This window comes from Streptomyces cinereospinus (assembly GCF_042430725.1).
GTDB classification, from domain to species: domain Bacteria; phylum Actinomycetota; class Actinomycetes; order Streptomycetales; family Streptomycetaceae; genus Streptomyces; species Streptomyces cinereospinus.
In genome coordinates this window covers 64,054-89,357 of the sequence record NZ_JBHMCY010000010.1, presented here as the reverse complement: position 1 = coordinate 89,357, position 25,304 = coordinate 64,054, and the positions used below count along the sequence as shown (strand labels likewise).

Here is a 25,304-nt window from a genome sequence, read left to right as displayed (position 1 = left end):
GGGACCCTGGCCGGGGGGGGGTGAGGGCGGAGCGGTAGGTACCGGACTCGCCCTCGGTGAGCGGGGTCTCCAGGGTCAGGCCAGCGGCGGCCATAGGCGGTGTCGTCGAGGCCGATCCCGTAGAGGTGGAAGAAGGGAGCGTCCGGCTCGGCGCGGCTCTTCGGGACGCGTCGGCAGGCGTCCTGGCGAACGAGGCGGGCGGGGCCCGCGCACCGGAGCGGCCGGCCCCGTCGCGTCGTGCGACGAGGCCGGCCGTGAGGTGTCCGGTCCGGCTCAGCCCAGTTGCCTGATCGTGCTGAAGCCGCTCGACCTCACCGTCGTCGGAGTGCCGAGCGAGGCCGCACCGCCCTCGAACAGGAGCAGCGCTCCGGCGCTGTTGGTCGCCCAGACGTCGGGGGTGCCGTTGCCGGTGGTGTCCGCGGTGCCGTAGAGCTGCGGGTAGGCGGCGAGGGTCATGCCGGAGGCGTATACGTCGTCGCCGTCCATGCTCCAGCCGGACTGCCCGAGGCTCTTCAGCTCCGTACCGGCGCCCGACGGGTCGGGCTTGCCCTTGCGGAGCTGGATGCTGCCCGAGGCCATGCGGAACGTCATGTCGGCGGCGCCGTCGGCGTTGTAGTCGGCGATCGCCACGAAGTCCCGGTCCGCCCAGGACGTCGTCGTCATCTGCGTCGCCGTCTCGAAGGTGCCGCCGCTGTAGCCGCTGAACACCCACAGCTCGGCGCCCAGCGCGCCGCCGGCCACGAAGAGTTCCGGCTGGCCGTCACCCGTGATGTCACCGGCCGACTTGATCTCCGAGAAGGTCGAGGGGGAGGGCGCGTTGGCGGGGAGGCGTATCTCCACGCGCCGGTTCACATCGATGGCGCCGTACCCGTCACCGGGGTAGAGGAACAGCCGGTTGTCCGGGGTGCGGATCACCCAGTCCGCTACGCCGTCCGCGGGGGCGAAGTCGCCGCTGTGGGTGACCAGGGCGTAGGTGTCGGTACCGTTCCAGATGTGGGGCGCCGTGGCGCCGTCCCTCAGCAGGGTGCCGTTGTCGTGGGTGCCCCAGGTGCTGGAGAGCCACTTCCCGTCCTGGGAGACGTTGTCGATCCAGAGGTTGCCGGCCGCGGTGACATGCGCGAGGTCGGCCTTCCCGTCGCCGTTCAGGTCACCGGGTCCGTCCGGCAGCTCGCGCGGCTTGACGTAGAAGAAGTGCTTGGTGGCGTTGGGCGAGACGTTGCCCGCCGTGTCCACCGCCTTGACGTACAGGGTGTTGGGCCCGGCCGCGGGCGGCTTGACGCCCGTGGCGGTGGCCGTCTTGACGGGTGTGGTGCACGAGACGGTGCCGCCGCCGGTCGAGCCCTGCTTGCCGTTCGCGCAGACGTAGGCGTCGTACGTCGTCGCGTTGATGGAGTAGACGAACTTCACGATGTCGGTCTCGGTGGAGGCGACCTTGAAGGTGAAGTCCCCGCCGGTGCCGAAGGGCACGGTGGACCAGACGTCACTCGTGCTGGCGTCGCCGGTGTCACCTGGGAACTGCGGGGAGACGACCTGGCCCGGGGAGTCGGGCAGGTCCGAGTCGTAGACGAAGCGGCAGTAGGTGCTGGTGCTGGGCGCCCAGTCACCGCTCACCTTGGAGTCCCAGGCACGCACACGCCAGCGGTAGGTGACGCCGTTGACCGGCGAGGGCACCTTGACCGAGCCCGTCTCGCCGTTGGTGATGCTGACGTTGTACGACTGCTTGGTGTTGGTGTAGTCGTTGTCCCTGCCGATCTCGAACTCGAGCTTGCTGAGAGTGCCGTCCGGGTCCGTGCCCTTGGCCGACATGTACAGCTCGCTCGTCTTGCCGATCTTGATGTACGGGCTGGAGCTGGTGTCGCAGTAGCCCGGGGTCAAAGTCACGGAGCTCGGGGTGTTGGGCCTGCGGTTGTAGGTGATGGAGATCTCCGGCGATCCGCCGCCCTCGGCGCGGAACATCTTCCAGGAGTACGTGTCCGTCTCCAGCGCGGACGAGGACGTCGTCGGCGCCGAGGTGGACGTGGAGGCGACCATGCCGATGTTGAACGAGCTCCACCCGTTGTCGGCGGCCTCCTGGGCCAGCGAGGTGACCGTGAAGTTGACGAACGCGTCCGGGCAGGAGCTGGACGACTTCCAGCCGTAGGCGAAGGACTTGGAGGTGATCTTCCGCTTCCAGGCCGGCTGGCGGTTCCACGTGGTGCTGGTGCCGAACGGGTCGGTGCGCCAGATCTGCATGGTGCGCTTGCTGCACGACCACGAGTGCGTCTCCAGCACCTTCAGTGTGGCGCTGGAGACGTCCGCGCCCTTGATGTTGTTGCGCAGCGCCATCTTGAAGAAGGAGCGGGCGGTGCCCCAGGTGTCCCGCTCGTAGCCGACGCGGGCCTCCTTGGTGTCCTCGTTGTAGTTGGCACCGTCGTAGAAGCTCGAGCTCGGGTACTTCTTGTAGACCGTCGTCCAGTTGGCGCGGATGGCCGTCGTGGACGGGTCGAGGAACAAGGGGTACGTCAGGCCCGCCGTGCCCTGGAGATATGTCGCCGGGGGCGTGATCGTCAGAACGTCTTCGCTGAAGGAAGCGCCGGCGGTGGCGGCGTGGGCGCCTTCGCCGGGGCCGTGCAGGGCGGGCAGGGCGAGGGCGGACTCGGCCGTGCCCGCCGCGCGGTGGGCCGCGGGCTCGATGCCGCCGCCGTCGTCGTCCGAGGGGGGGTCCGTGGCCGGCTGCTCCGGCCGCGAGGGCGCCGGCTCGATCTGCTCCGGGTCCTCGTTCGTGCCCGTCCCGGCCTCGAGGTCCGGGTCCGGCGCCGTCTCGTCGTGTGTGCCCGCCGAGTCCCACAGGAACGGCGTCGGGGCGACGACGACCTCCATGTTCGCACTGTCCTTGCCCGTGAGGACCTTGGTGACGGGGTCGAGGACGAAGGAGAGCGTGTGGGAGGTGAAGCGGTACGCCGGCGGCTTCTCGGCCAGCCGGGCCGCGGCCTCGGGTGTGTGGACCACGAGGACGTGTGTGTATCCGGTGTTGCGGGCGGTCAGCAGCAGGTCGACGTCGGGCAGGACCCCCTCGTACAGCGCCCGGTTGTCCTGCACCACCGGCTCGGGCAGCGGGCCGGGCCAGGCGACCTGGATCTCGTGCCCGTCGGCGGTCATCGTCAGCAGCGGGGTCCAGGTGTCCGCTTCGTCGGCCACCCGGCGGACCCCGCTGCGACTGCTGCGGTACACGGCCCTGTTCACCGTGGTATCCGCCTGCCCTGCCGAGAAGGTCACCGGGAAAGGACTGTTGACGGTCCTCCAGCCCTTCGTCCCCTTCTGCAGAGTCGTGTCGACAGCCGCCCATTCCCCCTTGGCGTTCTTGGCGCGCACGGGATCGACAGATGAAATGTAGGTGAACGATCCATTTGGATTGGCGAAGGTTGTGGAGAACTCATCGGACAGCGCGGTGACTTCGGTCCTCTTGCCAACCCTTCGCGCTTGACGCTGGGCCTCGTCCTCGCCTATGAGGCGCGTGGCCTGGTCGCGGACTTCGGGTGCCTCGTCGGGGGAGCCGTCCCGCAGGGCCAGTACGGCGCCGGCGCCGACCAGCACCGCTAACGCCACCGCGGCTGCGATCGCGCCTCGAACTCGTCTGCTTCCGCGTGGAGTTGCGTCTGTGTCGATCTCGCTCACAGGGGCGGGCCCTTCTCTCGTCGGGGGTGCCCGCGGGTCTGCACGAAGACAAGCCGTGCGAGCGCGCGACGCGCCGGATCGGGCGGTTGGAGTATGGGCAAGCCTGGCGGTTGAGATCAACCGCCATGGAATACGTGGAAGTGGATGGAGCCTCCCTCCGGGTCCGCGGCGCACTTTTTTGCAGCCCTTTGCGACTGTTTGGAATGTGACGTGGACGACACAGAATCTTCAAAGCTTGACGCGAACTTTCACGAAGCCGCACCTTCATGCCTGTCGGTGATCATTCATGTGCCATCTTTCCGAGCGTTCCTGTGCCTCCCTCAGGCAGGGCGTCTTGTGATGGTCAGTGACTCGGGAAGGGTCGATTGGCCGTGCGTGGGGTGCTGTCGTGGTGTGGCAGAGGTTCGCTGTTAGGGAGATCGCCGCGTGAGCGGCTGATCCGGCGCAGGACCCGGGTCGGCGTCGTCGCCGGACTCGTCCTCGCGCTCAACGTCGCGCTGCTGCCCAGCGCGACGGCGTTCGGTCCCGACGATGACGACGCGCGCACGAGCGTCGAGCTGGACGAGCTGCAGAAGACCGACGCCGTCCCGCTCGACGAGGCGCTGACCGGGCAGATGGGCGAGCTGTCCGGTCAGATCTTCACCGAGCCGGAGAGGGAGTACCAGCCCGCGGCCGTCGCCGAGGTCCCGCCGGCCACCGGCAGCAAGCCGGTCGACAATCTCGCCCCGGGCACCACCACCCAGGTCGCGGCCTCCACCGACGGCACGCTGAGCGTCGCCGTCGGCGCTCCCGACGGTGCGACGTCCGCACAGGCGGACGCCCTCGAAGGCACCTGGAGCGTCACGGTCGCTCCGGAGAGCCAGGCCGTGTCGGCCGGTGCGCAGGGTCTGATGCTCGCCGTGGACGCGCCCGACACCGCCACCGGTGAGGCGGTCGTCTCCATCGACGCCACCCGCTTCGCCGAGGCGTACAGCGCCCAGTGGCTGGACCGGCTCTCCTTCACGCTCATGCCCGCCTGCTACGCGGACACCCCCGAGTTGGAGGAGTGCTCCACGGGCCTGCCGGTGACCACCGAGGTCGAGCGCACCGGCAACACCGTGACCGTGCCCATCGATGCGGGCGACACCACGGGCTCCGACCCGGACCCCGGCGAGGACCCCGCCCCCGACGAGCCCAACGGCCCTACCGCCACCACCGAGCAGGTCCCCGAGACCTTGCTCAACCTGACCGTGGACACCGCCGACCTCGACGCGGCCGCCGCGGCGGGCACCCCCCTGACCACCCCGCCCGCCGCGAGCACCGACAACGGCACGGTCGACTCGGCCGTCTGGCGGGGCGAGGCCACGTCGTCGGTCCAGCAGACCGCCGCGGGCACCGGCGGCGGTCTCCTCGTGGGTACGTCCCACGGCGCCGGATCCGGCGGCGACTTCGCCGCCTCCCCGCTGGTCTCCGCCGGCTCCTGGTCCCAGGGCGGCTCCACGGGCGCCTTCACGTACGCGTACACGATGGCCGCCCCCGAGGTCCCGTCCGGCCCGACCCCGAACGTCACCCTCGGCTACAACTCGCAGTCCTCCGACGGCCGTACGTCCGCCACGAACAACCAGGTCTCCTGGATCGGCGAGGGCTGGGACTACAACCCCGGCTCCATCACCCGTACGTTCGTCGGCTGCGCCGCGGACACCGTGAACGCCAACAACGACAAGCACTTCACCGGCGACCAGTGCTGGGGCACCGACAACGCCGTGCTGTCGCTGAACGGCACCACCACCGAACTGGTGCGCGACGACACGTCCGGGCAGTGGACGAGCGAACTCGGCGACAACCTGCGCATCGAGCTGCTCGACGAGCACGACTACGAGGCCGTCACCGGGATCACCGCCTCCAACAACGGCGACAACGACGGCGAGTTCTGGCGGGTCACCACCAGCGACGGCATGCGGTACTACTTCGGCCTCAACCGCCTGCCGGGCTGGACCACGGGCAAGCCGGAGACGAAGTCGGTGCTCAACGTGCCGGTCGCCGGCAACCACAGCACCGACCCCTGCCACGCGACCAAGTTCGAGGACTCCTTCTGCGACCAGGGCTGGCGCTTCCAGCTCGACTACGTCGTCGACACCAGCGGCAACGCCATGTCGCTGTGGTGGGAGAAGGAGAGGAACGCCTACGCGCGCAACATGAAGGAGAAGCCGGCCGTCGGCTACGACCGGGCCGGCTGGCTCCAGCGCATCGACTACGGCCAGCGCGCAGGGCGTGTCTACCTGGACGAGCCCCTCGGCCGCGTCGCGTTCACCGCGCAGGAGCGCTGCTTCTGGGACAACGTCCTCAAGGTGCCCTGCACGGGCGCCAACTTCGACTCCAAGCAGTCCCATCTCACCCGGCCCTGGTTCGACACCCCGGCCGACCTCGCCTGCGCCACCGGCGGCAAGTGCTCGACGTACGCCCCGACCTTCTGGTCCCGCAAGCGCCTGGCCACGGTCACCGCGTGCGCCCAGCGCCAGCAGGGCGTGCGGCTGACCGAGTACGACGAAGCGGACGACTCCGGCGCCCGCAACGCCTGCGGTGTCAAGGACGACGGCGACACCACGACCCTGCTGTCGAAGGTGGACGCCTGGGCCCTGGAGCAGTCCTTCCCCTGGAACCTGACGGGCGAGTACACGGCGCTCTGGCTGGAGTCCATCACCCGCACGGGGTACGCGGTCGACGGCACCACCGAGACGCTCAACCCCGTCTCCTTCGGCAGCTCCGACCCGCTGCCCAACCGGGTCAGGCAGGGATCCGCGGACACCTCGCCGCTCTTCGCCCGGCTGCGCATCCAGAACGTGATCTCCGAGTACGGCGGCCGCACCGAGGTCGAGTACTCCACTCCCAGCGGACCGTGCCTCACCGGCACCGGCCTCCCCGAGGCGGACAAGAACAAGGGTTTGTGCTATCCGGCCCACTGGCACGCCGACGACGAACTCACCGACAAACGCGTCTCCTGGTTCCACAAGTACGTCGTCAACCGGATCACCGAGTACCCACAGCTGATCGACGGCGAGACCCTCACCACGAGGTTCACCTACGCGCCCTTCCCGGACGACGTCGACGGCGCCCTGTGGGCGAAGAACACCGCCGAGTTCTCCCGCAAGAGGACCCGTACCTGGGACCAGTGGCGCGGTTATCCGGTCGTCACCACCGAGACGGGCACCACCGACGCCACCGTCGGCAGCAAGGCGTCCAAGTCGGTCACCCGCTACTTCCGCGGCATGAGCGACGACGTCCTCGACGACGACACCCCGAACGACGAGTCCGACAACCCCAAGCGCTCGTACTCGATGACCGACGTCACGGGCGCCGTCCTCAAGGAGGACCGCAAGGCGTACGCCGGCATGGTCGCCGAGTCGCTGACGTACCCGGACTCCGGCGCCGACACCACCACCGGCTGGATATCGCGCACCCGCAACGTCCCCGACGACCCGGTGCGTCTGGCCACCCGCAAACGCCCCGACAAGGACGGCCCCGACGTGGTCGCCGAGCGGGTCACGCTGGGCAGGACCGAGACCATCACCAAGGCGTCGGGCCAGGGCCCGGACGGCTCGACCCTGCGCACCCTGCGCACGGACACCGACTACGACACCGACGGTCTGCCGGTCACCGTCCGCGAGTACGGCGACATCGCCGACCCGGCCGACGACTCCTGCACTCGCACCTCGTACCTGAAGAACACGGCGGGGGACAACTACCTCGTCGGCCTGGTCGCCCAGACGGTCAGCACCACCGGCACCGCGACCTGTGCCACCGAACTGTCCGCCGCGACCCAGAACACGCTGCTCTCGGCCTCCCGCGTCTTCTACGACGGCCACACCGACCACCAGGCCACGCCCACCAAGGGCCTGGTGACCAAGACGGTCCAGCCCACCGGCACCGGCACGGCCTGGCAGACCGCCAACCCCGAGTCGCGGACCACCTACGACCAGTACGGCCGGGTCACCAGTGTCCTCGACTCGACCGGCCTGGAGAACGTCACCGAGTTCGAGCCCGCCGAGGGCCAGGTCTACACGATCAGGACGATCCAGGGCCATAAGGTGGTGAACAACGCCGAGACCGGCCTCACCAGCACCGTCACGGTGGAACCCGGCCGCGGTGCGACCCTCACCACGAAGGACGCCAACGACCGCGTCACCCGCTACACCTACGACCCGCTCGGCCGCACCTCGGCCGCCTGGGACGCCACCCAGTCCGGCAGCGACGACCCGACCGTCAAGTACAACTACAACACCGACCTGAAGAAGCCGGTGTCGGTGGTCACGGAGTCGCTCCAGGACAACCCGACCCCCGCCGACGACGGCGTCAAGGCGGTCTACGACCGGTCGACCACCATCTACGACGGCCTCGGCCGCGAGCGCCAGTCCCAGACCCCCGCGGTCGGCGGCGGACGCCTGGTCACGGACACCTTCCACAACGCGTCCGGCCAGGTGCGCTTCACCCGCAACGCGTACTACACGGAGGGCGAGCCCGACACCGACATCGTCGTCCCGGTCTCCGACTCCCAGGTGCCCAACGCCACCACGTACACCTACGACGGCCTCGGCCGCGTCCTCACGGTCACGCCCGTCCACTCCTCCTTCGCGCAGACGGGCGCGACGTACTACAAGTCCGACGGGACGGTCGCCCACCGCAGCACCGACCGCCGCACCCGCTACGAGTACGGCCTCGACAACACGATCGTCCGCCAGCCCCAGGGCACCCCCGCCTCCCAGGTGTGGACGGACGCGCTCGGCCGCACCGTGCGCCAGGACACCTTCAGCGACTCCGCCCTCAGCGAGGCCGGCGCGATCACCACCACGTACGACTACGACCAGCGTGGCGACATGGTGACCAGCACCGACGAGAAGGGCCACACCCGCACCTGGACGTACGACGCCCTCGGCCGGGTCACCGGCACCACCGACCCGGACTCCGGCGACACGCACACCGAGTACGACGACCACGGCCGGGTCCTGTCGGCGCGCGACGGCCGCGGCACCACGCTCGCCTACACCTACGAGCGCTTCAACCGGGTGGAGCAGGTCAAGGCCACCCCGCCGAACTCCACCACCGCCACGCTCGTCCAGTCGTACGCCTACGACAGCGCGACCGGCGGCAAGGGACAGCTCTCCTCGGCCACCCGCTACACCGACAACCAGCCGTACACCACCACCATCGGCGGCTACACGGCCGACTACCAGCCCACATCGATGACGGTGGCGCTGCCGCCGGGCTCGACCCCCGGCCAGACCGCCGACGGCTTCGCCACCCAGTACCCCTACACCTACAAGTACAACTCCGACGGTCAGATGGAGTCGTACACCGCCCCGGCCGCGGGCGGTCTGACCGCCGAGGCCGTGGTCACCCGGTACAACGAGGCCGGCCTGCCGGTCACCGTCTCCGGCAAGGACTGGTACACCTCCGAGACCGCCTACTCGCCCTACGGCCAGGTGCTGCGCTCCACCGTCGGCGAGCAGGGGCACCGGGTGTGGCAGGAGAACATCTTCGACGAGTCCACCGGCGAGCTGCTCACCACCAAGCTCAAGCGTGAGGTCGCGACCGACCAGACCGTCGTCCCCGGCACCAGTGTCAACACCCGCTCCTACAGCTACGACGCCTCCGGCAACGTCCTGACCGTCGCCGACGCGTACGGCAGCGGCGTCACCGACCGGCAGTGCTTCACCTACGACACCCTCGGCCAGCTCCGCAAGGCGTGGACCACGCCCGGCGGCCGCGCCTGCGCCGCCCCCGGCAAGTCCACCGCCGAGCCGGTGTACTCCGACGGCACGGTCAACGTCTCGTCCAACGAGTCCGGTTACTGGCAGTCGTACGAGTACGACGTCCTCGGCAACCGCACGAAGAAGACCGAGCACAAGGCCGACCCGATCCTCACCGGCACCACGGTCGACACCTCGCTCGACACCGTCACCGACTACCAGTACGGCAAGAGCGACACCCAGCTCAACGACCAGCCGCACACGCTGACGTCGTACACGACGAAGTCGAAGGCCTCGGCGAGCGCGCCCACCGTCACCACCCGCTCCGACCAGAGCTACGACAACGCCGGCAACCTGGCGAGCCGCACCACCGGCGGCGACACCGCCCAGGGCCTGACCTGGACGTGGGACGGCCAGGTGGAGACCGTCACCGGCTTCGGCCCGGACGGCTCCGGCCCGTGGGTGGGCGCCGACGGCAAGTGCGTCGACCTGGCAGGAGCCGAGACGGCCGCCGGTACGGCCCTGCAGATCTGGCCGTGCAACAGCTCCAAGGCGCAGAACCTCCGGATCCGCGCCCTGGACGCCGACGACAACGGCTCGGTGGAGAACACCGCGCTCGGACAGTTCGTCGTCGCCGGGCGCTGCGCCCAGCCGAACGGCACCGCGTCCGGGTCGGCCGTCCTCATCCAGGCCTGCGCCAAGGCGACCACTGCCCAGCGCTGGAAGACCCTGGCCACCGGTCAGCTCCAGCACGTCGACACCGGGCTGTGCCTGGCCGCGCCGAACACCACCTCGGGCACCGACCTGACCGTGGCGACCTGCAACCAGGCGCTGGCCACCCAGCTGTGGAAGCCGGCGTCGAGGACGACCTACGTCTACGACGCCATGGGCAACCGCCTGCTGGAGCGCACCAGCGCGGGCGCGGTACTGAACCTGCCCGACACCAAGCTGTCCCTGAACACGGCCGGAAGTGTCCGTTTCGTGGAGCGCACCTACGGCGGGGCCGGTGCCCCGACGGTGACGCGCTACCGCGAGGTGTCCTCCACGGGTGCCACGACCGAGCAGCAGTTCGCGCAGGCGGCCGATATCAACGGCACCCCGATCGCCGAGGTCCGCCTCGACGGCGGGATGACGGTCCGGCTGACGAAGAAGGACGCGTGGGGCGTCGACCGCGCCGCGAACCCGAAGACACGCTCGCACACCGGCTTCCACACCGGCGACGACGACGCCGGCACGGGCCTGGTGCATCTGGGTGCCCGCGAGTACGACCCGGGCACGGGCCGGTTCATCTCGGCGGACCCGGTCCTCGACCAGAGCGACCCGCTCCAGGCGAACGGCTACTCGTACGCCAACAACAACCCGGTCACACATGCCGACCCCTCGGGTCTGACCTCCACGGCGTCCAGCTTCGACGCGTCGATCGCGGCGCTGGAGACGAAGATCGCCGAGTACCAGCGGACCCTGTCCCGCACGCTGGGCGACGTCATCCTGTCCACGGGCTGGGCGGTGTTCCAGGAGTTCGTCGGCTGGAACGACGTGATGGGCTGCTTCTCCCAGGGCGATATGTGGGCCTGCGGCAGTCTGCTGATGGACGCCATTCCGTGGACCAGCGTCTTCTCCAAGGGCAAGAAGATGTGGCGGGCCTTCAACTCCACGATGAGCGCCGTGAAGGCGTGGCGCGTGGCGCGGGCGGCCGCCGAGAGCGGGCTGCGGGCGGCGAAGGCCGCGAAGGCGGCGCTGATCAGGGCGAAGAAGGCCGCGCAGGCGGCGGCCGCCGAAGCCAAACGCAAGGCGAGAGCCGCGGCGAAGGCGGCGGCGGCCGCCGCGAAGAAGAAGGCCCACACCGGCTCGAAGGGCGCCCGGGGCAACCCCGTCCAGGTCCAGGCCCGCAAGACGTCCCAGCAGAAGGGCTCACAGGGCGGCGGCAGGGCGGAGTCGAAGTCGGGCGGTTCGCGCAGCGGTTCGGGCAAGGAGGACTCAGGCGGCGGATCGGGCAAGGAGGACTCGGGCGGCGGCGAGAGCTGCTCGGTCGCCAACAGCTTCACGCCGGACACGAAGATCCTGATGGCCGACGGCACGGCCAAGGTGATCAAGGACGTGAAGAACGGCGACAAGGTTCTGTCGACGGACCCGGAGACGGGCGAGACGTCGGTGGAGACGGTCACCGCGGAGATCAAGGGCGAGGGCGTCAAGCACCTGGTCCGCGTGACGGTCGACCCCGACGGCGAGGCGGGCGGGCCGACCTCGTCGGTCACGGCCACGGACGGCCACCCGTTCTGGGTGCCCGAGCTGAGCGACTGGGTCGACGCCGGCGACCTGCGGGCCGGACAGTGGCTGAGGACGGGCACGGGGACGTACGTCCAGGTCACGGCCGTCCAGCCCTGGACCGCCCCCCAGGCCACGGTCCACAACCTCACGATCAGTGACCTGCATACGTACTATGTGCTGGCGGGGGCAACGCCGGTACTCGTGCATAACTGTGGTGAAGGGGATGGGTACCTTTATCGCGGAGTTCCGAACGGGCATCCGAAGTATGACGATGCATTGGAGGGGCGTGCTGTCCCGCACGGTGGGCATAGCGATCCGGGACGTCACGCAGGCGGCAATACGGATAGTGAATTCACTTCCTGGACTCACGACTATGAAGACGTGGCTCTTGATGCTGCCGACGAGCTTGGCCCCGGAGGGATCGTGATGCGAATTCCGCATTCAAGTGTCCCGGCTGGGAGGGACGTGCAGATTCACGGAACTGCGCATGAGGTGTACGAGGAATCCGAGCACGCATTGCGTGGCGTGATTGAGGGTGCGGAGATCAGTATAGATAGGGGGCCGTGGCGCAGGCCCGGTGGCTGACGGGCGGCGCGGGGCCAGGGTATTGCGAGGGCGTCGGCTCGTAGGCAGGAAAGTCTACGGATTCAGTGGAGGGCATCGTGGAAAGAAGTCGTCTCATTCAACTCCTAGCGGGAGAGGGTGAAGTACGTCTTCTTTCGCGATCAGCTGCAAGCTCCGGCGCTCCGTACGAGGTCTGGCCTGAAGCTGTTGCGACTCCGCGCCTACTCGCCGTGTACGAGAGGAGGCAGCGTGGCACCCGACGCTCCGGACAATCTTCCATCGGATTCAGTGATGCCCTTGATGCTCTCCGCTCATACGGCGGCACTGATCTATCCATAGGGTTCATCGATGATCGAAGCCGGGGCGGATACTACTTCCAGCTCTTTATGGATCCCGAGCTGAATACCGTTATTGCCTGTCTGGGAGTTAAGTCCCCTGGCGGCGGATCAACTTCGTGAGGTATGTCAAGGTCGTCTGGATTCACGACTCTGTCGACGATCCCATGGTGTATCTCAGCGAACTCGGCGACGACGGATATGAGACTCGGAAGGTGCAGTTCTATTGGGACGGTCGATCCGAATGGGCGGACGAGAGTTTCGAAACTGCAACTATCGGCCCCTCGGGAATCCCTTTCCCGCTACTGGGCGAAATTGCCAGTCAACCGGAGTTCACTGCCCAGGTGATTACTCCGGAAGAGTTCGAGCGCGCATGGAACGAGGCGCACACGGACTTTTGACGCGCCGCTGCGTCGAGGGTGGTGGCGGCCGGCGTGCACCGGGCTTGAGGCGTCATGGGGTACGGCTGCCCGGCCGGCCGTCCCGCACCCACCGATTCGCGGCTCCCGCCGCCGGGTACCCGGCAGGACCACGCACCGGTGACACCGAGCCGAGGACAGAACCGTCATGACCGAGTACGAACGTTCCCGCACCATGCCGGCCCAGCCCGAGCAGGTCTTCGACGAGGCCGCCGACGTCGGCCGGCTGGAGACCTGGATGCCGGGGGACTTGCACGTGCGGGCCGTGGACCTGCCCGCCGTCACGGTGCACGAGGACCGTACGGACGAGGACACCGCCGCCCTGCTGCGCGCCCAGCGCGACCAGATGCGGCTGGAGTGGGGCACCCGCGAGCGGGGCAGCTACGCGGGCTGGCTCCAGGTCGCCGGGATCGGGGCCGGAGCCAGTGAGGTGACGGTGCACCTGTCGTTCTTCGACGACAGCCACGATCCGGGCGAGGCGGCCGTGGGCGACGCCCTGGACGACAGCCTGCGGCGGCTGGAGGAGCAGGTCCGGCTGCGCGTCGAGCACCCGGCCGGCTGACCGGCGGGTACGCCGTGGCGCGCGCCAGGTCCTACGCCGTCGCCGCCTCCGGGGAGTGGACCGACGAGGAGGAGGGCCGCCGCCGGCTGCCCGCCGGTGAGGTGCACGCCTGGCAGCCGGGCCGGAACGAGACCGTGTGCGGGCTGTCCCTGAGCCGCTCCCGGCTGGTCCGCTTCCCGCACGTCTCCTGGCCCGACACCTTCCCGGAGTCCGGCGGCGCCGCCGACGAGGTGCGCCGGCGGTGCCCGCGCTGCGCCTCGGCCGCCGGCCGCCGCGGCACCGACGCCCGCCCCCGGTGGCGCAGGGTCGACCCCCGGCCGTGAAGGCGTCCTCCCAGGGCCTCCGGGGGTGGCCTCACCCGGCGGGGCCGGGGCCGCGGCCGTCGCGGAGCATGCGCAGGACCTCCCGTTCGGCGGGCCCCTGGGTCGCGGGGATGCCGTAGGCGCCCTCGTCGCCGAGGCGCGGGAGCGCGGCGGCGACCGTCACGCCCTCCTCGTACAGCTCGATCACCCGCGGGTTGATGTAGGAGGAGCGGCAGACGGCGGGCGTGTTGCCGAGGTACCCGGCCACCTCGCGCACCGCGCGGGCGACGGCCCGGCGGCGGGCGGTCTCGCTGTGCGCCGCGACGGGCTCGGAGACCGCCAGCGCGACGGCGGCCATGACCGTGGCGTGCCAGGTGCGGAAGTCCTTGGCGGTGATCTCCAGACCGGCCAGCTCCTTGAGGTACGCGTTGACGTCCTCGCCGTTCACGTCGTGCCAGGCGCGCTGCTCCCAGTACGCCAGCAGCCGGTCGCCGCCGCCCCGGCGCCGCAGCAGCGCGGTCAGGCTGCGGCAGGCGGCCGGGTCGGCGACGGTCTGGACGATCTCTCTGCCGTGCTTGCCGGTGTAGCTGAACAGGACGGCGCCGGCCCGGCAGCGGGAGTGCTCGCGTTGCAGCGTGGTGAGGCCGAAGCTGTTGTTCAGCTCGGTGTAGCGGTCACTGCCGATCCGGAAGAAGCCCAGGTCCAGCAGGCGTACGGCGGTGGCGAGGACCCGCCGCCGGGTCAGCCCGCGGTCGTGCAGGTGCCCCTCCACGGCCTCCCGCAGCGCGGGCAGGGCCTCGGCGGCGTCGAGGACGTGCTCGTGCTTGGCCTGCTCCTGCTCGGCCCGGAACTGCGGGTGGTACAGGTACTGCCGGCGTCCGGCGTCGTCGGTGCCGACGGCCTGGAGATGGCCGTTGGCCCGGGTGCAGATCCACACGTCCCGCCAGGCGGGCGGGATGACCAGCCCCCGGACGCGTTCCAGCTCCGCCGGGTCGCGCAGCGGCTCGCCCTGGTCGTCGAGGTAGCGGAAGCCGCGGCCGTGACGCAGGCGGCGGTAACCGGGATCGGTGGTGCTGCAGTGGTGAAGACGCACCCGGCCTCCTGTCTCCGTCGCGCTCCGCCCGGCGGGCATCCTGCCGCGTACCCGCCGGATCATCGTCCACACGGCGCGGGCCCCGGGCGGGGGGTGAGGGGGTGGGGGGAGGACGGCCGCCCCGGCCCTCCCTCTGCCCGGCGGCCGGCCGCCGCCCTCGGCGGGTCCCCTCCGGCCGGCCCCGCCCGGGGCCTCGCCGCCCCCTGGCGGGCCCCTCCGGCCGCCGCCCTCGGCGGGTCCCCTCCGGCCGTCCCCTCCGCGCCCCGGCGGCCCCCCCCCCCCCCGTGCCCACCCCGCCGAAAGGGGTAGTCGGGCCGCATGAGTGAACCCCGTGTCGCGGACCGGCTGCGGCGTACCGCCGCCGAGGTGTTCGGCTGGCGCGAGCTGCGCCCGGGACAGCTGACCGCGATGGAAGCGGTCATGGCGGGCCGCGACACGCTGGCGGTGATGCCGACCGGGGCGGGCAAGTCGGCCGTGTACCAGGTGGCGGGGCTGCTGCTGCCCGGGCCCACGGTCGTGGTCTCCCCGCTGATCGCCCTGCAACGCGACCAGATCGCCGGCCTGCTCGGCCACGACGCCCCCGACGCGGTCGCGGTGAACTCCGCGCAGCCGGCCGGGCGGACGGAGGCGGCCTGGGACGCGGTGCAGCACGGCGACGCCGAGTACCTGTTCCTCTCGCCCGAGCAACTGGCCAAGGACGAGGTGGTCGAGCGCCTCGCCCGCGCCGGGCCGTCGCTGTTCGTCGTGGACGAGGCGCAGTGCGTGGCCGCCTGGGGCCACGACTTCCGCCCCGACTACCTGCGCCTGGCCCAGGCGGTGCGGCGGGCCGGCGGGCCCACGGTGCTGGCGCTGACGGCGACGGCCGCCCCACCGGTGCGCGAGGAGATCGTGCGGCGGCTGGGCATGGCCGACCCCGAGCTGGTCGTGGCCGGCTTCGACCGGCCGAACATCGCGCTGGAGGTACGCCGCTTCCGGGACGACGCGGACAAGCGCCGGGCGGTGGTGGAGCGGGCCGCGACGGAGTCCGGGCCCGGCATCGTCTACACCGCCACCCGCCGGGACGCCGAGGAGTACGCGGCCGAGCTGGCCGGGCTGGGCCTGTCGGCGGCGGCCTACCACGCCGGGCTCGCCGCGGGCGAGCGCTCCCGGGTGCACGACGCCTTCCTGGCCGGCGGGGCCGACGTGGTGGTCGCCACCTCGGCCTTCGGCATGGGCATCGACAAGGAGGACGTACGGTTCGTGCTGCACGCCTCCGTGCCCGGTTCCCTCGACGCCTACTACCAGGAGATCGGCCGGGCGGGCCGGGACGGGGCCCCCGCGGTCGCGGTCCTGCACTACCGGCCGCAGGACAGCGGCCTGCAACGGCTGTTCGCCGCGCGCGCACCCGGCGAGGAGACCCTCGGCGAGGTCGCGCAGGAGATCCACGAGCACCCCGGCCCGGTCGGGCTGGACGACGTCGGCGAGCGGACGAACCTGTCCCACCGGCGCGTGACGGCCGCGGCCAACCTCCTGGAGCAGGCCGGGGCGGTGCGCACCGACGCCGACGGGGAGGTGCGGGCGGTGCCCGGCACGACGGCCGAGGACGCCGCCGCGCGGGCGGCGCGGGAGGCGGAGGCCAGCCGGCGGCTGGAGCGCTCGCGCCTGGAGCGGGTGCTGGCGTACGCGGAGACGACGGGCTGCCAGCGCCGCTTCCTGCTCGGCTACTTCGGCGAGCCCTACGAGCCCCCCTGCGGCGCCTGCGACGTCTGCGCACCCGCCGCGGACAGCGGCGCGGGCACGGTCGTCGAGGGGGCGGGGGACACGGGCGACGCGCCGGCGCCGCACCCGGCCGCCGCCTCGTTCCCGGCGGGCACGCCGGTGCGGCACGGCGAGTGGGGCGACGGCACCGTGATGAGCGAGGAGGGCGACCGGATCACCGTCCTGTTCGACTCCATGGGGTACCGCACCCTGTCCCTGGCCGCCGTCACCCGCCGGGGCCTGCTCACGCGGCGTCCGGAAACCACCGGCTGAGCCGCCCCGCCCCGTTCGGCCCGCGGGAGACCGGGAACACGCACAAGGACGGACCGGGTCGAGAGGAAGGAGGATGCCATGAGCCAGGTGGCCGGGAGGATGCGGCCGGAGCAGCGGATCGGCGTCCGGACGTACGGGGAGGTCGACTCGGCGCTGAGCGGTCTGGTGGCGCGGCACCCGGGCAGCCCGCAGTTCTCCGCGGGGGAGGCGGTGGCCCTGGAGTGGGCGCTGGGGCGCGTCCCCCGCGCGCCGGTCACCGGCGTGGGCGCCGACGACGTACCGGACCTGCAACTGCTGACGGCCGAGGTCGACGCCACCGTCGTACGGCTGGAGGACCCCACCGCTCCGGCGGGCCACCGCGACTACTTCCAGGGGGTGTACGGCGCCCTGGCCTGGATCTGCGGGCTGCGCGGCCAACTCGTCTGAGCGGCTCGCCCGAGCGGGCACCACCGCCCCGCCGAGCCCCGCCGCCACAGCGTCCCGCCGGGGATCACTGCACCCGGCCCGCCGGGGCCTCCTCCGCCTCCTGCTCGTCCGGGAGATGGACGTCGTCGACCGCGATGTTGACCTCGACGACCTCCAGCCCGGTCATCCGCTCGACCGCCGCGATGACGCTCTCGCGCACGTCGGCCGCGAGGTCGGTGATGGCCACCCCGTACTCCACGACGATCTGGAGGTCCACGGCGCTCTGGCGCTCGCCGACCTCGACCTTGACGCCGCGGGTGACGCCGGCCCGGCCCCCGGGGACCCGTTCGCGCACCGCGCCCATGGTGCGGGCCAGGCCGCTGCCCAGGGCGTGCACGCCGGGCACCTCGCGCGCGGCCATCCCGGCGATCTTCGCCACCACCTCGTCCGCGATCGTCGTACGGCCCCTGGCTCCTGGCGCGGTCGCCGTCGTGGTCGTCTCCGTCATGTCCACCCGCCTCCTCCGTCCCGGCCGGGCGCCAAAGGGCCCCGGCTGATCGACGTGCACGGCTCGGTCATCGACACCGGCAGGCAGGTGCGGAGGCACGCTGCCACGATCACGAGTGCCACCCCTCCAGCGTGCCTCGCCCGTCCCGCACCCGCCACCGCTGCCCGCGCCGGGCCGGACCCCGCCGGACAACGGGCGGACGGACCGGCCGCGTTCGCGCCGCCGACGGGCGCCGCGGGGCGGGCCTGCCCAGGGGTGCGGTGGGGCGGGCCTGCCTAGGGGTGCGGTGGGGTGGGTCGCCCAGGGGTGCGGCGGGGCGGGTCTGCCCCAGGGGTGAGGTGGGGCGGGTCTGCCCAAGGGTGCGGTGGGGCGGGCCCGTCCCAGGGCGCGAGCCTCACGCCTCACTCCTCGAACAGCGCTTCTTGCCCGCCGCCCCCCGCGTCCTGCGCCGCCCGCCGCACCCGTCGGTTGCGCGTCCCCACGACGAGAGCCGTCCCGGCCGCCGCCACGCCGAGGGCGGCCGGGACCATCCAGCCGCGGTCCAGCACGTGCCCGATGGCGTGGTCGACGGAGAGGCGGCCGGGGCCGGAGACGGCGATGCCGGTCGCGGCCAGGCCGAGAGTGGCGGCGTACTCGTAGCCGCCCTCCTGGGCGAAGAAGCCGTTCGGGGCGTGCACCGCGGCCGCGCCCGTCATCGCGCCGGCCGCCGCCGCGCCCGCCGCCGGGGTGGCCAGCCCCAGCGCCAGCAGGATCCCGCCGCCCCACTCCGCGAGCCCCGACGCCGTGGCGCTCGCCTTGCCCGGCCGGTACCCGACGGACTCCATGAACTGGCCCGTCCCCTCGATCCCGCCCCCGCCGAACCAGCCGAACAGCTTCTGCGCGCCGTGTGCGGCGAGCACCCCGCCGGTGCCCAGCCGGAGCAGCAGCAGACCCAGATCACGTCGGTCGTAGCACGTCACGTTGTCTCCCGGAGCAGAAGTGGACTCCACCCCACCGTCGCAGTGCGCCACCCGCCCGGCCCCTCCGGGCGGCCGTTCGAGTGGCGGGGCGCCGGGCGCGGTGTGAGGGTGACCGGCATGACGACGCGGACGGCCAGGCTGAGTGACCCGGCGGTCCGCGCCTTCGTCACCGCCGGCGACTCCCGTGACCGGTAGGGCTTCCCGACCCTCCTCGCGCCCGGCGCCACCATGGCCGACGACGGCACCGGCCGCGACCTGGCCGACGGGATCGACCGGGAGATCCTTTCCTCGCACGGCCGTTCCGGCTCAGCCGCGCCCGACGTACGGCATCGTCGTCGCCAGCACCGTCGCGAACTGCACGTTGGCCTCCAGCGGCAGCTCCGCCATGTGCCGCACCGTGCGCGCCACGTCCGCCACGTCCATCACCGGCTCCGGCACCACCTCGCCGTTCGCCTGCAGCGCGCCCGTCCGCATCGCCGCGGTCATGTCGGTCGCCGCGTTGCCGACGTCGATCTGCCCGACCGCGATCCGGTACGCCCGCCCGTCCAGCGCCAGGGACTTGGTCAGGCCGGTCAGCGCGTGCTTGGTGGCCGTGTAGGCGGCGGAGTGCGGGCGGGGCGCGTGCGCCGAGACCGACCCGTTGTTGATGATCCGGCCGCCCTGCGGGTCCTGCTCCTTCATCCGCCGGTACGCCGCCCGCGCGCACAGGAACGCCCCGTTGAGGTTGGTGTCCACCACGTGCCGCCAGGCGTCGTAGGACAGGTCCTCCACCGGCACCCCGCCCGGCCCGAACGTCCCCGCGTTGTTGAACAGCAGGTCCACCCGGCCGAACCGCTCGACGGCCGCCGCGAACAGCGCGTCCACGTCCGGCTCCCGCGCCACGTCCGTGGGGACGGCCAGCCAGCCGCCCCGGGGCGCCATGGCCCCCGTCTCCTCCAGCGGGGCCGCCCGGCGGCCCGCCAGCGCCACCGACCAGCCCGCGCCCAGCAGTTCCACGGCGACCGCGCGCCCGATCCCCGAGCCCGCACCCGTCACGACCGCGATCCTCGACTGCCGCCCGGCGGTTTGCTTCGCATTCATAGCCCGGCAGCGTAGGAGACGGCCCGCCATCCGGAACTCACGAGTCCGACATGCGGGTGTTGTGTACGTGCCAAGCTCTCGTCGTCCCCGGCGATTCGAATGCCACCTGCACCTTTCCGCTCCGCACCGACAGAGCGGTCCACCGGATCGCCAGGGGAGAACCGGATGACACCCGCAGCCCGTCAGCCCCAGCACGCCCCCGAACTGCGCGCCGCCGCCCGGCACATCGGCCGCCGCCGCTTCCTCACCGCCACCGGCGCCGCCGCCGCGCTCGCCTTCGCGGTCAACCTGCCCACCGCGGGCGTCGCCGGCGCCGCCGAACTCGACGCCGCCCGGCTCACCGACGACCCCTTCACCCTCGGCGTCGCCTCCGGCGACCCGCAGCCCACCTCGGTGCTGCTGTGGACCCGCCTCGCCCCCGCCCCCTACCAGCCCGACAGCGGCCTGCCGGCCGAGCGGGTCACCGTGCACTGGGAACTCGCCCGCGACGAGCACTTCCGCCGCCCGGTCCGGCGCGGCACCGCCACCGCGCACCCCGAGTTCCACCACACCGTGCACGTCGAGGCCGGCCACCTGGAGCCGGGCCGCGTCTACTACTACCGCTTCCGCGCCGGCCGCTGGATCAGCCCGGCCGGCCGTACCCGCACCGCGCCCGCCCCCTTCGACCGGGTCTCCGGCCTCACCCTGGCCGCCGTCTCCTGCCAGGCGTACCACGACGGCTACTTCACGGCGTACGGCCACCTCGCCCAGGAGGACGTCGACGTGGTCTTCCACCTCGGCGACTACCTCTACGAGTACGCCGTCAACGCGGTGGGCGGCCAGCGCAACTACACCGACCGCACCCTGCCCGGCCTGTTCAACCGCGAGACCGTGACGCTGGAGGACTACCGGCTGCGGTACGCCCTGTACAAGTCCGACCCGGACCTGCGCGCCGCGCACGCCGCGCACCCCTTCGTCGTCACCTGGGACGACCACGAGACCGAGAACAACTACGCGGACGACATGCCCGAGAACTCCGTCCCGCCGGAGGAGTTCCTGCTGCGCCGCGCCTCCGCCTACCGCGCCTACTGGGAGAACCAGCCGCTGCGCCGCCCGCAGCTGCCCGAGGGCCCGGACATGCGGCTCTACCGCCGGCTGGAGTGGGGCGGGCTCGCCCAGTTCGACGTGCTCGACACCCGGCAGTACCGCTCCGACCAGGCCTACGGCGACGGCTCCGACGTGCCCGGCCCGGAGGCCGACGACCCGGCCCGCACCATGACCGGCGCGACGCAGGAGCGCTGGCTGCTCGACGGCTGGCAGCGGTCGCGGGCGCTGTGGAACGTCGTCCCGCAGCAGGTCACCTTCTCCCAGCGCAAGTTCGACCTGACGGAGCCCTCCCGGGTGTCCATGGACGCCTGGGACGGCTACCGCGCCTCGCGCCGCCGGGTGCTGGACGGCGCGAAGGCGGCCGGCGTCGAGAACCTGATGGTGCTCACCGGTGACGTGCACGTCGGCTACGCCTTCGACATCAAGGACGACTTCGACGACCCGGCGTCGCGCACGCTGGGCACCGAGATCGTCGCCACGTCGATCGCCAGCGGCCGGGACGGCTCGGACCGGCCCGCCAACTGGACCACGTACACGACCGCCAACCCGCACATGAAGTTCTACAACGGGCGGCGCGGCTACGTGACCGTCGCGCTGGGGCAGGAGCAGGCCCGGGCCGACTTCCGGACGGTGCCGTACGTGACCGTGCCCGGGGCACCGGTCACGACGGCCGCGTCCTTCGTCACCCAGGTGGGCGAGCAGGGGCTCAGGCAGGTGTGAGTTCCGCCGTGGGGTCCGCCTCGGGGGCCTCGCCCGGATAACGGACGCCGACGCGGTCCCGGATCGTGTCGAGCGTCCGCATCACGGCGAGGGTGCCGTCGAGCGGGACCAGCGGCGACTCGGTCTCGCCGGCCCGCAGGGCGCGCATCACCTCGCGGGCCTCGTGCTTGAGGCTGTCGTGCGCGGCGCCGGCGGCCGGGTCGTGGACGAACTCCTCGGGCTCGCGGCCGTCGCGGTGCAGCACGAAGCGGCCGGGGCTGAAGAAGCCGTGCGGGACGTCGATGCGGCCGCGGCTGCCGGTGACGGAGGCCGTCACCGGCGTACCGCCCACGAGCGAGCAGTGCAGCGAGGCCAGCGCGCCGCTCTCCCAGGTGAGCAGCGCCCCCGTCTGGAGGTCGACGCCCTCGTCCGAGAGCACCGCCCGCGCCGCGACGTCCGACGGCTCCCCGAGCAGCAGCTGCGCGAACGACACCGGGTACACCCCGAGGTCCAGCAGCGCGCCCCCGCCCTGCTGCGGGTCCCGCAGCCGGTGCGACGGCGGGAACGGCCCCGACAGCCCGAAGTCGGCGTGCACGCTGCGCACCTCACCGACCGCCCCGTCGTCGACCAGCGCCTTCAGCCGGCGCACCAGCGGACTGCAGTACATCCACATGGCCTCCATCAGGAAGCGCCCGCGCTCGCGCGCCAGCGCCACCAGCCCCGCCGCCTCCCGCGCGTTCAGCGTGAACGGCTTCTCCAGCAGCACGTTCCGCCCCGCCGCCAGGCACAGCCCGGCGGCCGCCCGGTGCGCCGCGTGCGGGGTCGCGACGTACACCACGTCCACGTCCTCGTCCCGCGCCAGCGCGTCCCAGCCGCCGTACGCCCGGGCGATCCCGAACCGCTCCGCGAACGCCTCCGCCGACTCCGCGCTCCGCGAGGCCACCGCCACCACCTCGGCGTCCGGCAGATCCACCAGATCCGCCGTGAACGCCGCCGCGATCCCGCCCGTCGCCAGGATCCCCCACCGCACGCTGTCCGCGCCCATGCGCGCCCCACCCTCGTTCTCGTCGGGTCCCGTTCGTTCCATTCGACGACACCGGTCGTCATGTTCGGACTGAGAGCATAGGGACCGGACTGCTCGAAGAGGGAGGGGTACATGCCCGAGGGGGCACCGATACCGGACCTGCCGGCGGCCGCGGCACCGGCGCGGCCGCCCGTGCGTGCGCCGCGCCGCACCGGCCTGCTGGTCACGCTGGTGCTCGGCGGGCTGACCGCCACCCCGCCGCTCGCCCTGGACATGTACCTGCCGGCCCTGCCGGAGGTCACCCGGTCGCTGCACGCGCCCGCCGCGACCGTGCAGCTGACCCTCACCGCCTGCCTGGCCGGCATGGCGCTGGGCCAGCTGGTGGTCGGCCCGATGAGCGACCGCTGGGGCCGCCGCCGCCCGCTGCTGGCCGGACTCGCCGTGTACGTCGTCGCCACCGCGCTGTGCGCGCTCGCGCCCACCGTCGAGACGCTGGTCGCCTTCCGGCTGCTCCAGGGGCTCGCGGGCGCCGCCGGGATCGTCATCGCCCGGGCCGTCGTCCGGGACCTGTACGACGGCACGGCGATGGCCCGGTTCTTCTCCACCCTGATGCTGATCTCCGGTGTCGCGCCGATCGTGGCGCCGCTGATCGGCGGGCAGCTCATGCGGGTGACGGACTGGCGGGGCGTGTTCGTCCTGCTCACCGCGGTGGGGCTGCTGCTCGCCGCGGTCGTGTGGCTCCGGCTGCCGGAGACCCTGCCCGCGTCCGGACGGCACGGCGGCGGGGTCGGCGAGGCGCTGGGCGCCATGCGCCGCCTGCTCGCGGACCCGCCCTTCACCGGCTACATGCTCGCCGGCGGCTTCGCCTTCGCCGCGCTGTTCGCCTACATCTCGGCGTCCCCGTTCGTCGTCCAGGAGATCTACGGCGCCTCCCCGCAGACGTTCAGCCTGCTGTTCGGCCTGAACTCGCTGGGCCTCGTCGCCGCCGGGCAGCTCAACGGCAAGGTGCTGGCCGGGCGGGTCCGCCTGGAACGGGTGCTCGCCACCGGCCTGGGCATCGTCGTCCTGGCCGCCACCGCCCTGCTGCTGATGTCGCTGGGCGTCTTCGGCGAGGTGGGGCTCGTCCCCGTGGCCGGCGCGCTGTTCGTGCTGATGAGCGCGATGGGCATCACGCTGCCCAACACCCAGGCGCTGGCCCTGACGCGGGTCCGGCGCGCCGCCGGGTCCGCCTCCGCCCTGCTCGGCACGTCGTCCTTCCTCGTCGGCGCGGTCGCCTCCCCGCTGGTCGGCGTCGCCGGCGAGCACACGGCGGTGCCGATGGCCGTCGTCCAGCTGGCCGCCGCACTGGCGGCCACCGCCTGTTTCGCGGGAATGTGCCGCCCCTGGCAGACCCGGGCGGGCGCGGAGGGCGTCGGCGCCGCCCGTCGGGGCGCGGCCGAGAGCGCGGGGGAGGAGAACTGAGCGCCAGACTGCGCGCCGGTGCCCCGGAGCGGGCCGGTCTCGACCCCGGCGAACTGTGCCGGCTGGTCCGCGAGGTCCGGCAGCTGACGGCCGGGGACCACCCGTGGGCGCCGGGCGTCGTCGTGGCCGCCGGACGGGGCCCGGTGCTCGCGGTGCACGAGGCGGCGGGGTACGCGGTGCGGTACGCGGCGTACGACGCGGCGGCCGACGCGGGCGTGGAACTGCCGGCCGCCGAGCGCGTGCCGATGACCGTCGGCACGCCCTTCGACCTGGCCTCGCTCACCAAACTCTTCACGGCCGTCGCCGCGGTGCAGCAGATCGAACGCGGCACGCTCGCCATCGACGGGCCGGTCGGCGCGTACCTCCCCGAGTTCCGGGCCGCCGCCCGGCACGGCGTCACGGTCCGCGGGCTGCTCACCCACACCTCGGGCCTGCGTCCCGACCTGCCGCTGTACGACTGCCCGACGGCCGACGAACGCCTGGCCCTGCTCCGCGCGGAGGCCCCGGCCGGCCCGCCGGGCGTCCACCGTTACTCCGACCTGAACCTGCTCCTGCTCCAGTACGTCCTGGAGCGCGTCACCGGCCGCCCCCTGGACGTGCTGGTCCGCGACGGCATCACCCGCCCGCTGGGCATGACGTCGACCCGCTTCGGCCCGTGCCCGGACGCCGCGGCGACGGAGGACCAGCGCCGCCCGTGGGCCAAGGCCGACCGCGGGATGCTGCGCGGCGAGGTCCACGACGAGAACGCCTGGGCGCTGGGCGGGGTGGCCGGCCACGCGGGGCTGTTCTCCACGGCCCGGGACCTGGCGGTGTTCTGCCGCGCGCTGCTGGCGGGCGGTTCGTACGGCCCGGCGCGCATCCTGGGCCCGGACTTCGTGGACCTGATGCTGACGCCGCCCGGGCTGGGCTTCGCGCTGGACCAGCGCTGGTTCATGGGGGAGCTGGCGGGCAAGGGGGCGGCGGGCCACACCGGGTTCACGGGCACGTCCCTGGTCGTGGACCGGGCGACGGACACCTTCCTGGTCCTGCTGGCCAACACGGTCCACCCGCGGCGCCGGGCCCCGGACAGCAGGCCGCGGGCGGGCGCCGGGTCCCGAATGGCCTGGGCGGTACGGGGCGTGTGACCACGCCGGCGACCTGAGAGAATCGCAC

The 25,304-nt window shown here is 72.3% G+C and carries 15 protein-coding genes and 1 pseudogene; 10 read left to right on the top strand and 6 right to left on the bottom strand.

The window, feature by feature from the left end; translation table 11 throughout:
* Positions 1–273: 273 nt before the first annotated feature.
* On the bottom strand, positions 274–3,210 hold the full coding sequence (locus ACFF45_RS07635; RefSeq protein WP_381343661.1) for a DNRLRE domain-containing protein: 2,937 nt from the start codon (positions 3,208–3,210) through the stop codon (positions 274–276).
* A gap of 815 nt (positions 3,211–4,025) precedes the next feature.
* Here ACFF45_RS07635 and ACFF45_RS07630 point away from each other — a divergent pair.
* The 4 genes from ACFF45_RS07630 to ACFF45_RS07615 all read left to right on the top strand — a co-directional run bounded on the left by ACFF45_RS07630 (position 4,026) and on the right by ACFF45_RS07615 (position 13,848).
* Positions 4,026–12,230 (top strand): RHS repeat-associated core domain-containing protein, encoded by an 8,205-nt coding sequence (locus ACFF45_RS07630; RefSeq protein ID WP_381343780.1) that lies wholly within the window; start codon positions 4,026–4,028, stop codon positions 12,228–12,230.
* Positions 12,231–12,663: 433 nt separating this feature from the next.
* Positions 12,664–12,945, top strand: coding sequence for a DUF6881 domain-containing protein (locus ACFF45_RS07625; protein ID WP_381343658.1), 282 nt, complete (start codon positions 12,664–12,666; stop codon positions 12,943–12,945).
* Positions 12,946–13,111: 166 nt separating this feature from the next.
* On the top strand, positions 13,112–13,525 hold the full coding sequence (locus tag ACFF45_RS07620; protein ID WP_381343655.1) for an SRPBCC family protein: 414 nt from the start codon (positions 13,112–13,114) through the stop codon (positions 13,523–13,525).
* Between the two features lie 14 nt (positions 13,526–13,539).
* Positions 13,540–13,848, top strand: coding sequence for a hypothetical protein (locus ACFF45_RS07615; protein ID WP_381343652.1), 309 nt, complete (start codon positions 13,540–13,542; stop codon positions 13,846–13,848).
* Positions 13,849–13,879: 31 nt separating this feature from the next.
* Here ACFF45_RS07615 and ACFF45_RS07610 read toward each other — a convergent pair whose 3' ends face one another.
* Positions 13,880–14,920, bottom strand: a complete 1,041-nt coding sequence (locus ACFF45_RS07610; protein ID WP_381343650.1) for a DNA topoisomerase IB — start codon at positions 14,918–14,920, stop codon at positions 13,880–13,882.
* Positions 14,921–15,238: 318 nt separating this feature from the next.
* Between ACFF45_RS07610 and ACFF45_RS07605 the strand changes: the two genes are divergently transcribed.
* Both ACFF45_RS07605 and ACFF45_RS07600 read left to right on the top strand, forming a co-directional pair.
* On the top strand, positions 15,239–16,930 hold the full coding sequence (locus ACFF45_RS07605) for a RecQ family ATP-dependent DNA helicase (protein ID WP_381343647.1): 1,692 nt from the start codon (positions 15,239–15,241) through the stop codon (positions 16,928–16,930).
* Between the two features lie 78 nt (positions 16,931–17,008).
* On the top strand, positions 17,009–17,356 hold the full coding sequence (locus tag ACFF45_RS07600; protein WP_381343644.1) for a hypothetical protein: 348 nt from the start codon (positions 17,009–17,011) through the stop codon (positions 17,354–17,356).
* 64 nt (positions 17,357–17,420) lie between these two features.
* Here the strand turns inward: ACFF45_RS07600 and ACFF45_RS07595 are convergent, their stop codons facing one another.
* Together ACFF45_RS07595 and ACFF45_RS07590 are read right to left on the bottom strand one after the other, a co-directional pair.
* Positions 17,421–17,843, bottom strand: a complete 423-nt coding sequence (locus tag ACFF45_RS07595) for an Asp23/Gls24 family envelope stress response protein (protein WP_381343641.1) — start codon at positions 17,841–17,843, stop codon at positions 17,421–17,423.
* Positions 17,844–18,244: 401 nt separating this feature from the next.
* A complete protein-coding gene (locus ACFF45_RS07590; RefSeq protein ID WP_381343638.1) occupies positions 18,245–18,802 on the bottom strand; it encodes a DoxX family membrane protein in 558 nt (185 codons plus the stop codon).
* 117 nt (positions 18,803–18,919) lie between these two features.
* Here ACFF45_RS07590 and ACFF45_RS07585 point away from each other — a divergent pair.
* Positions 18,920–19,099, top strand: a pseudogene (locus ACFF45_RS07585) (nuclear transport factor 2 family protein); the annotation flags it as partial.
* A gap of 9 nt (positions 19,100–19,108) precedes the next feature.
* On the opposite strand, the gene ACFF45_RS07580 reads toward ACFF45_RS07585, so the two are convergent.
* Complete coding sequence (locus tag ACFF45_RS07580) at positions 19,109–19,882, bottom strand: SDR family oxidoreductase (RefSeq protein ID WP_381343636.1); 774 nt, start codon at positions 19,880–19,882, stop codon at positions 19,109–19,111.
* A 165-nt stretch (positions 19,883–20,047) separates the two neighbouring features.
* Here ACFF45_RS07580 and ACFF45_RS07575 point away from each other — a divergent pair, with 165 nt between their 5' ends.
* The gene (locus tag ACFF45_RS07575; RefSeq protein WP_381343634.1) at positions 20,048–21,688 is read left to right on the top strand and encodes an alkaline phosphatase D family protein; all 1,641 of its coding nucleotides are present in this window, start codon (positions 20,048–20,050) and stop codon (positions 21,686–21,688) included.
* On the opposite strand, the gene ACFF45_RS07570 is transcribed toward ACFF45_RS07575, so the two are convergent.
* Positions 21,675–22,712, bottom strand: coding sequence for a Gfo/Idh/MocA family protein (locus ACFF45_RS07570; RefSeq protein WP_381343777.1), 1,038 nt, complete (start codon positions 22,710–22,712; stop codon positions 21,675–21,677). The two genes, ACFF45_RS07575 and ACFF45_RS07570, sit on opposite strands and share 14 nt — an antisense overlap.
* A gap of 111 nt (positions 22,713–22,823) precedes the next feature.
* Here ACFF45_RS07570 and ACFF45_RS07565 point away from each other — a divergent pair, with 111 nt between their 5' ends.
* A complete protein-coding gene (locus tag ACFF45_RS07565) occupies positions 22,824–24,152 on the top strand; it encodes a multidrug effflux MFS transporter (RefSeq protein WP_381343632.1) in 1,329 nt (442 codons plus the stop codon).
* Positions 24,153–24,160: 8 nt separating this feature from the next.
* Positions 24,161–25,276 carry a serine hydrolase domain-containing protein gene (locus ACFF45_RS07560; protein ID WP_381343774.1) on the top strand — a complete coding sequence of 372 codons (1,116 nt, stop codon included), beginning with the start codon at positions 24,161–24,163 and terminating at the stop codon, positions 25,274–25,276.
* The last annotated feature ends 28 nt before the right edge of the window (positions 25,277–25,304 follow it).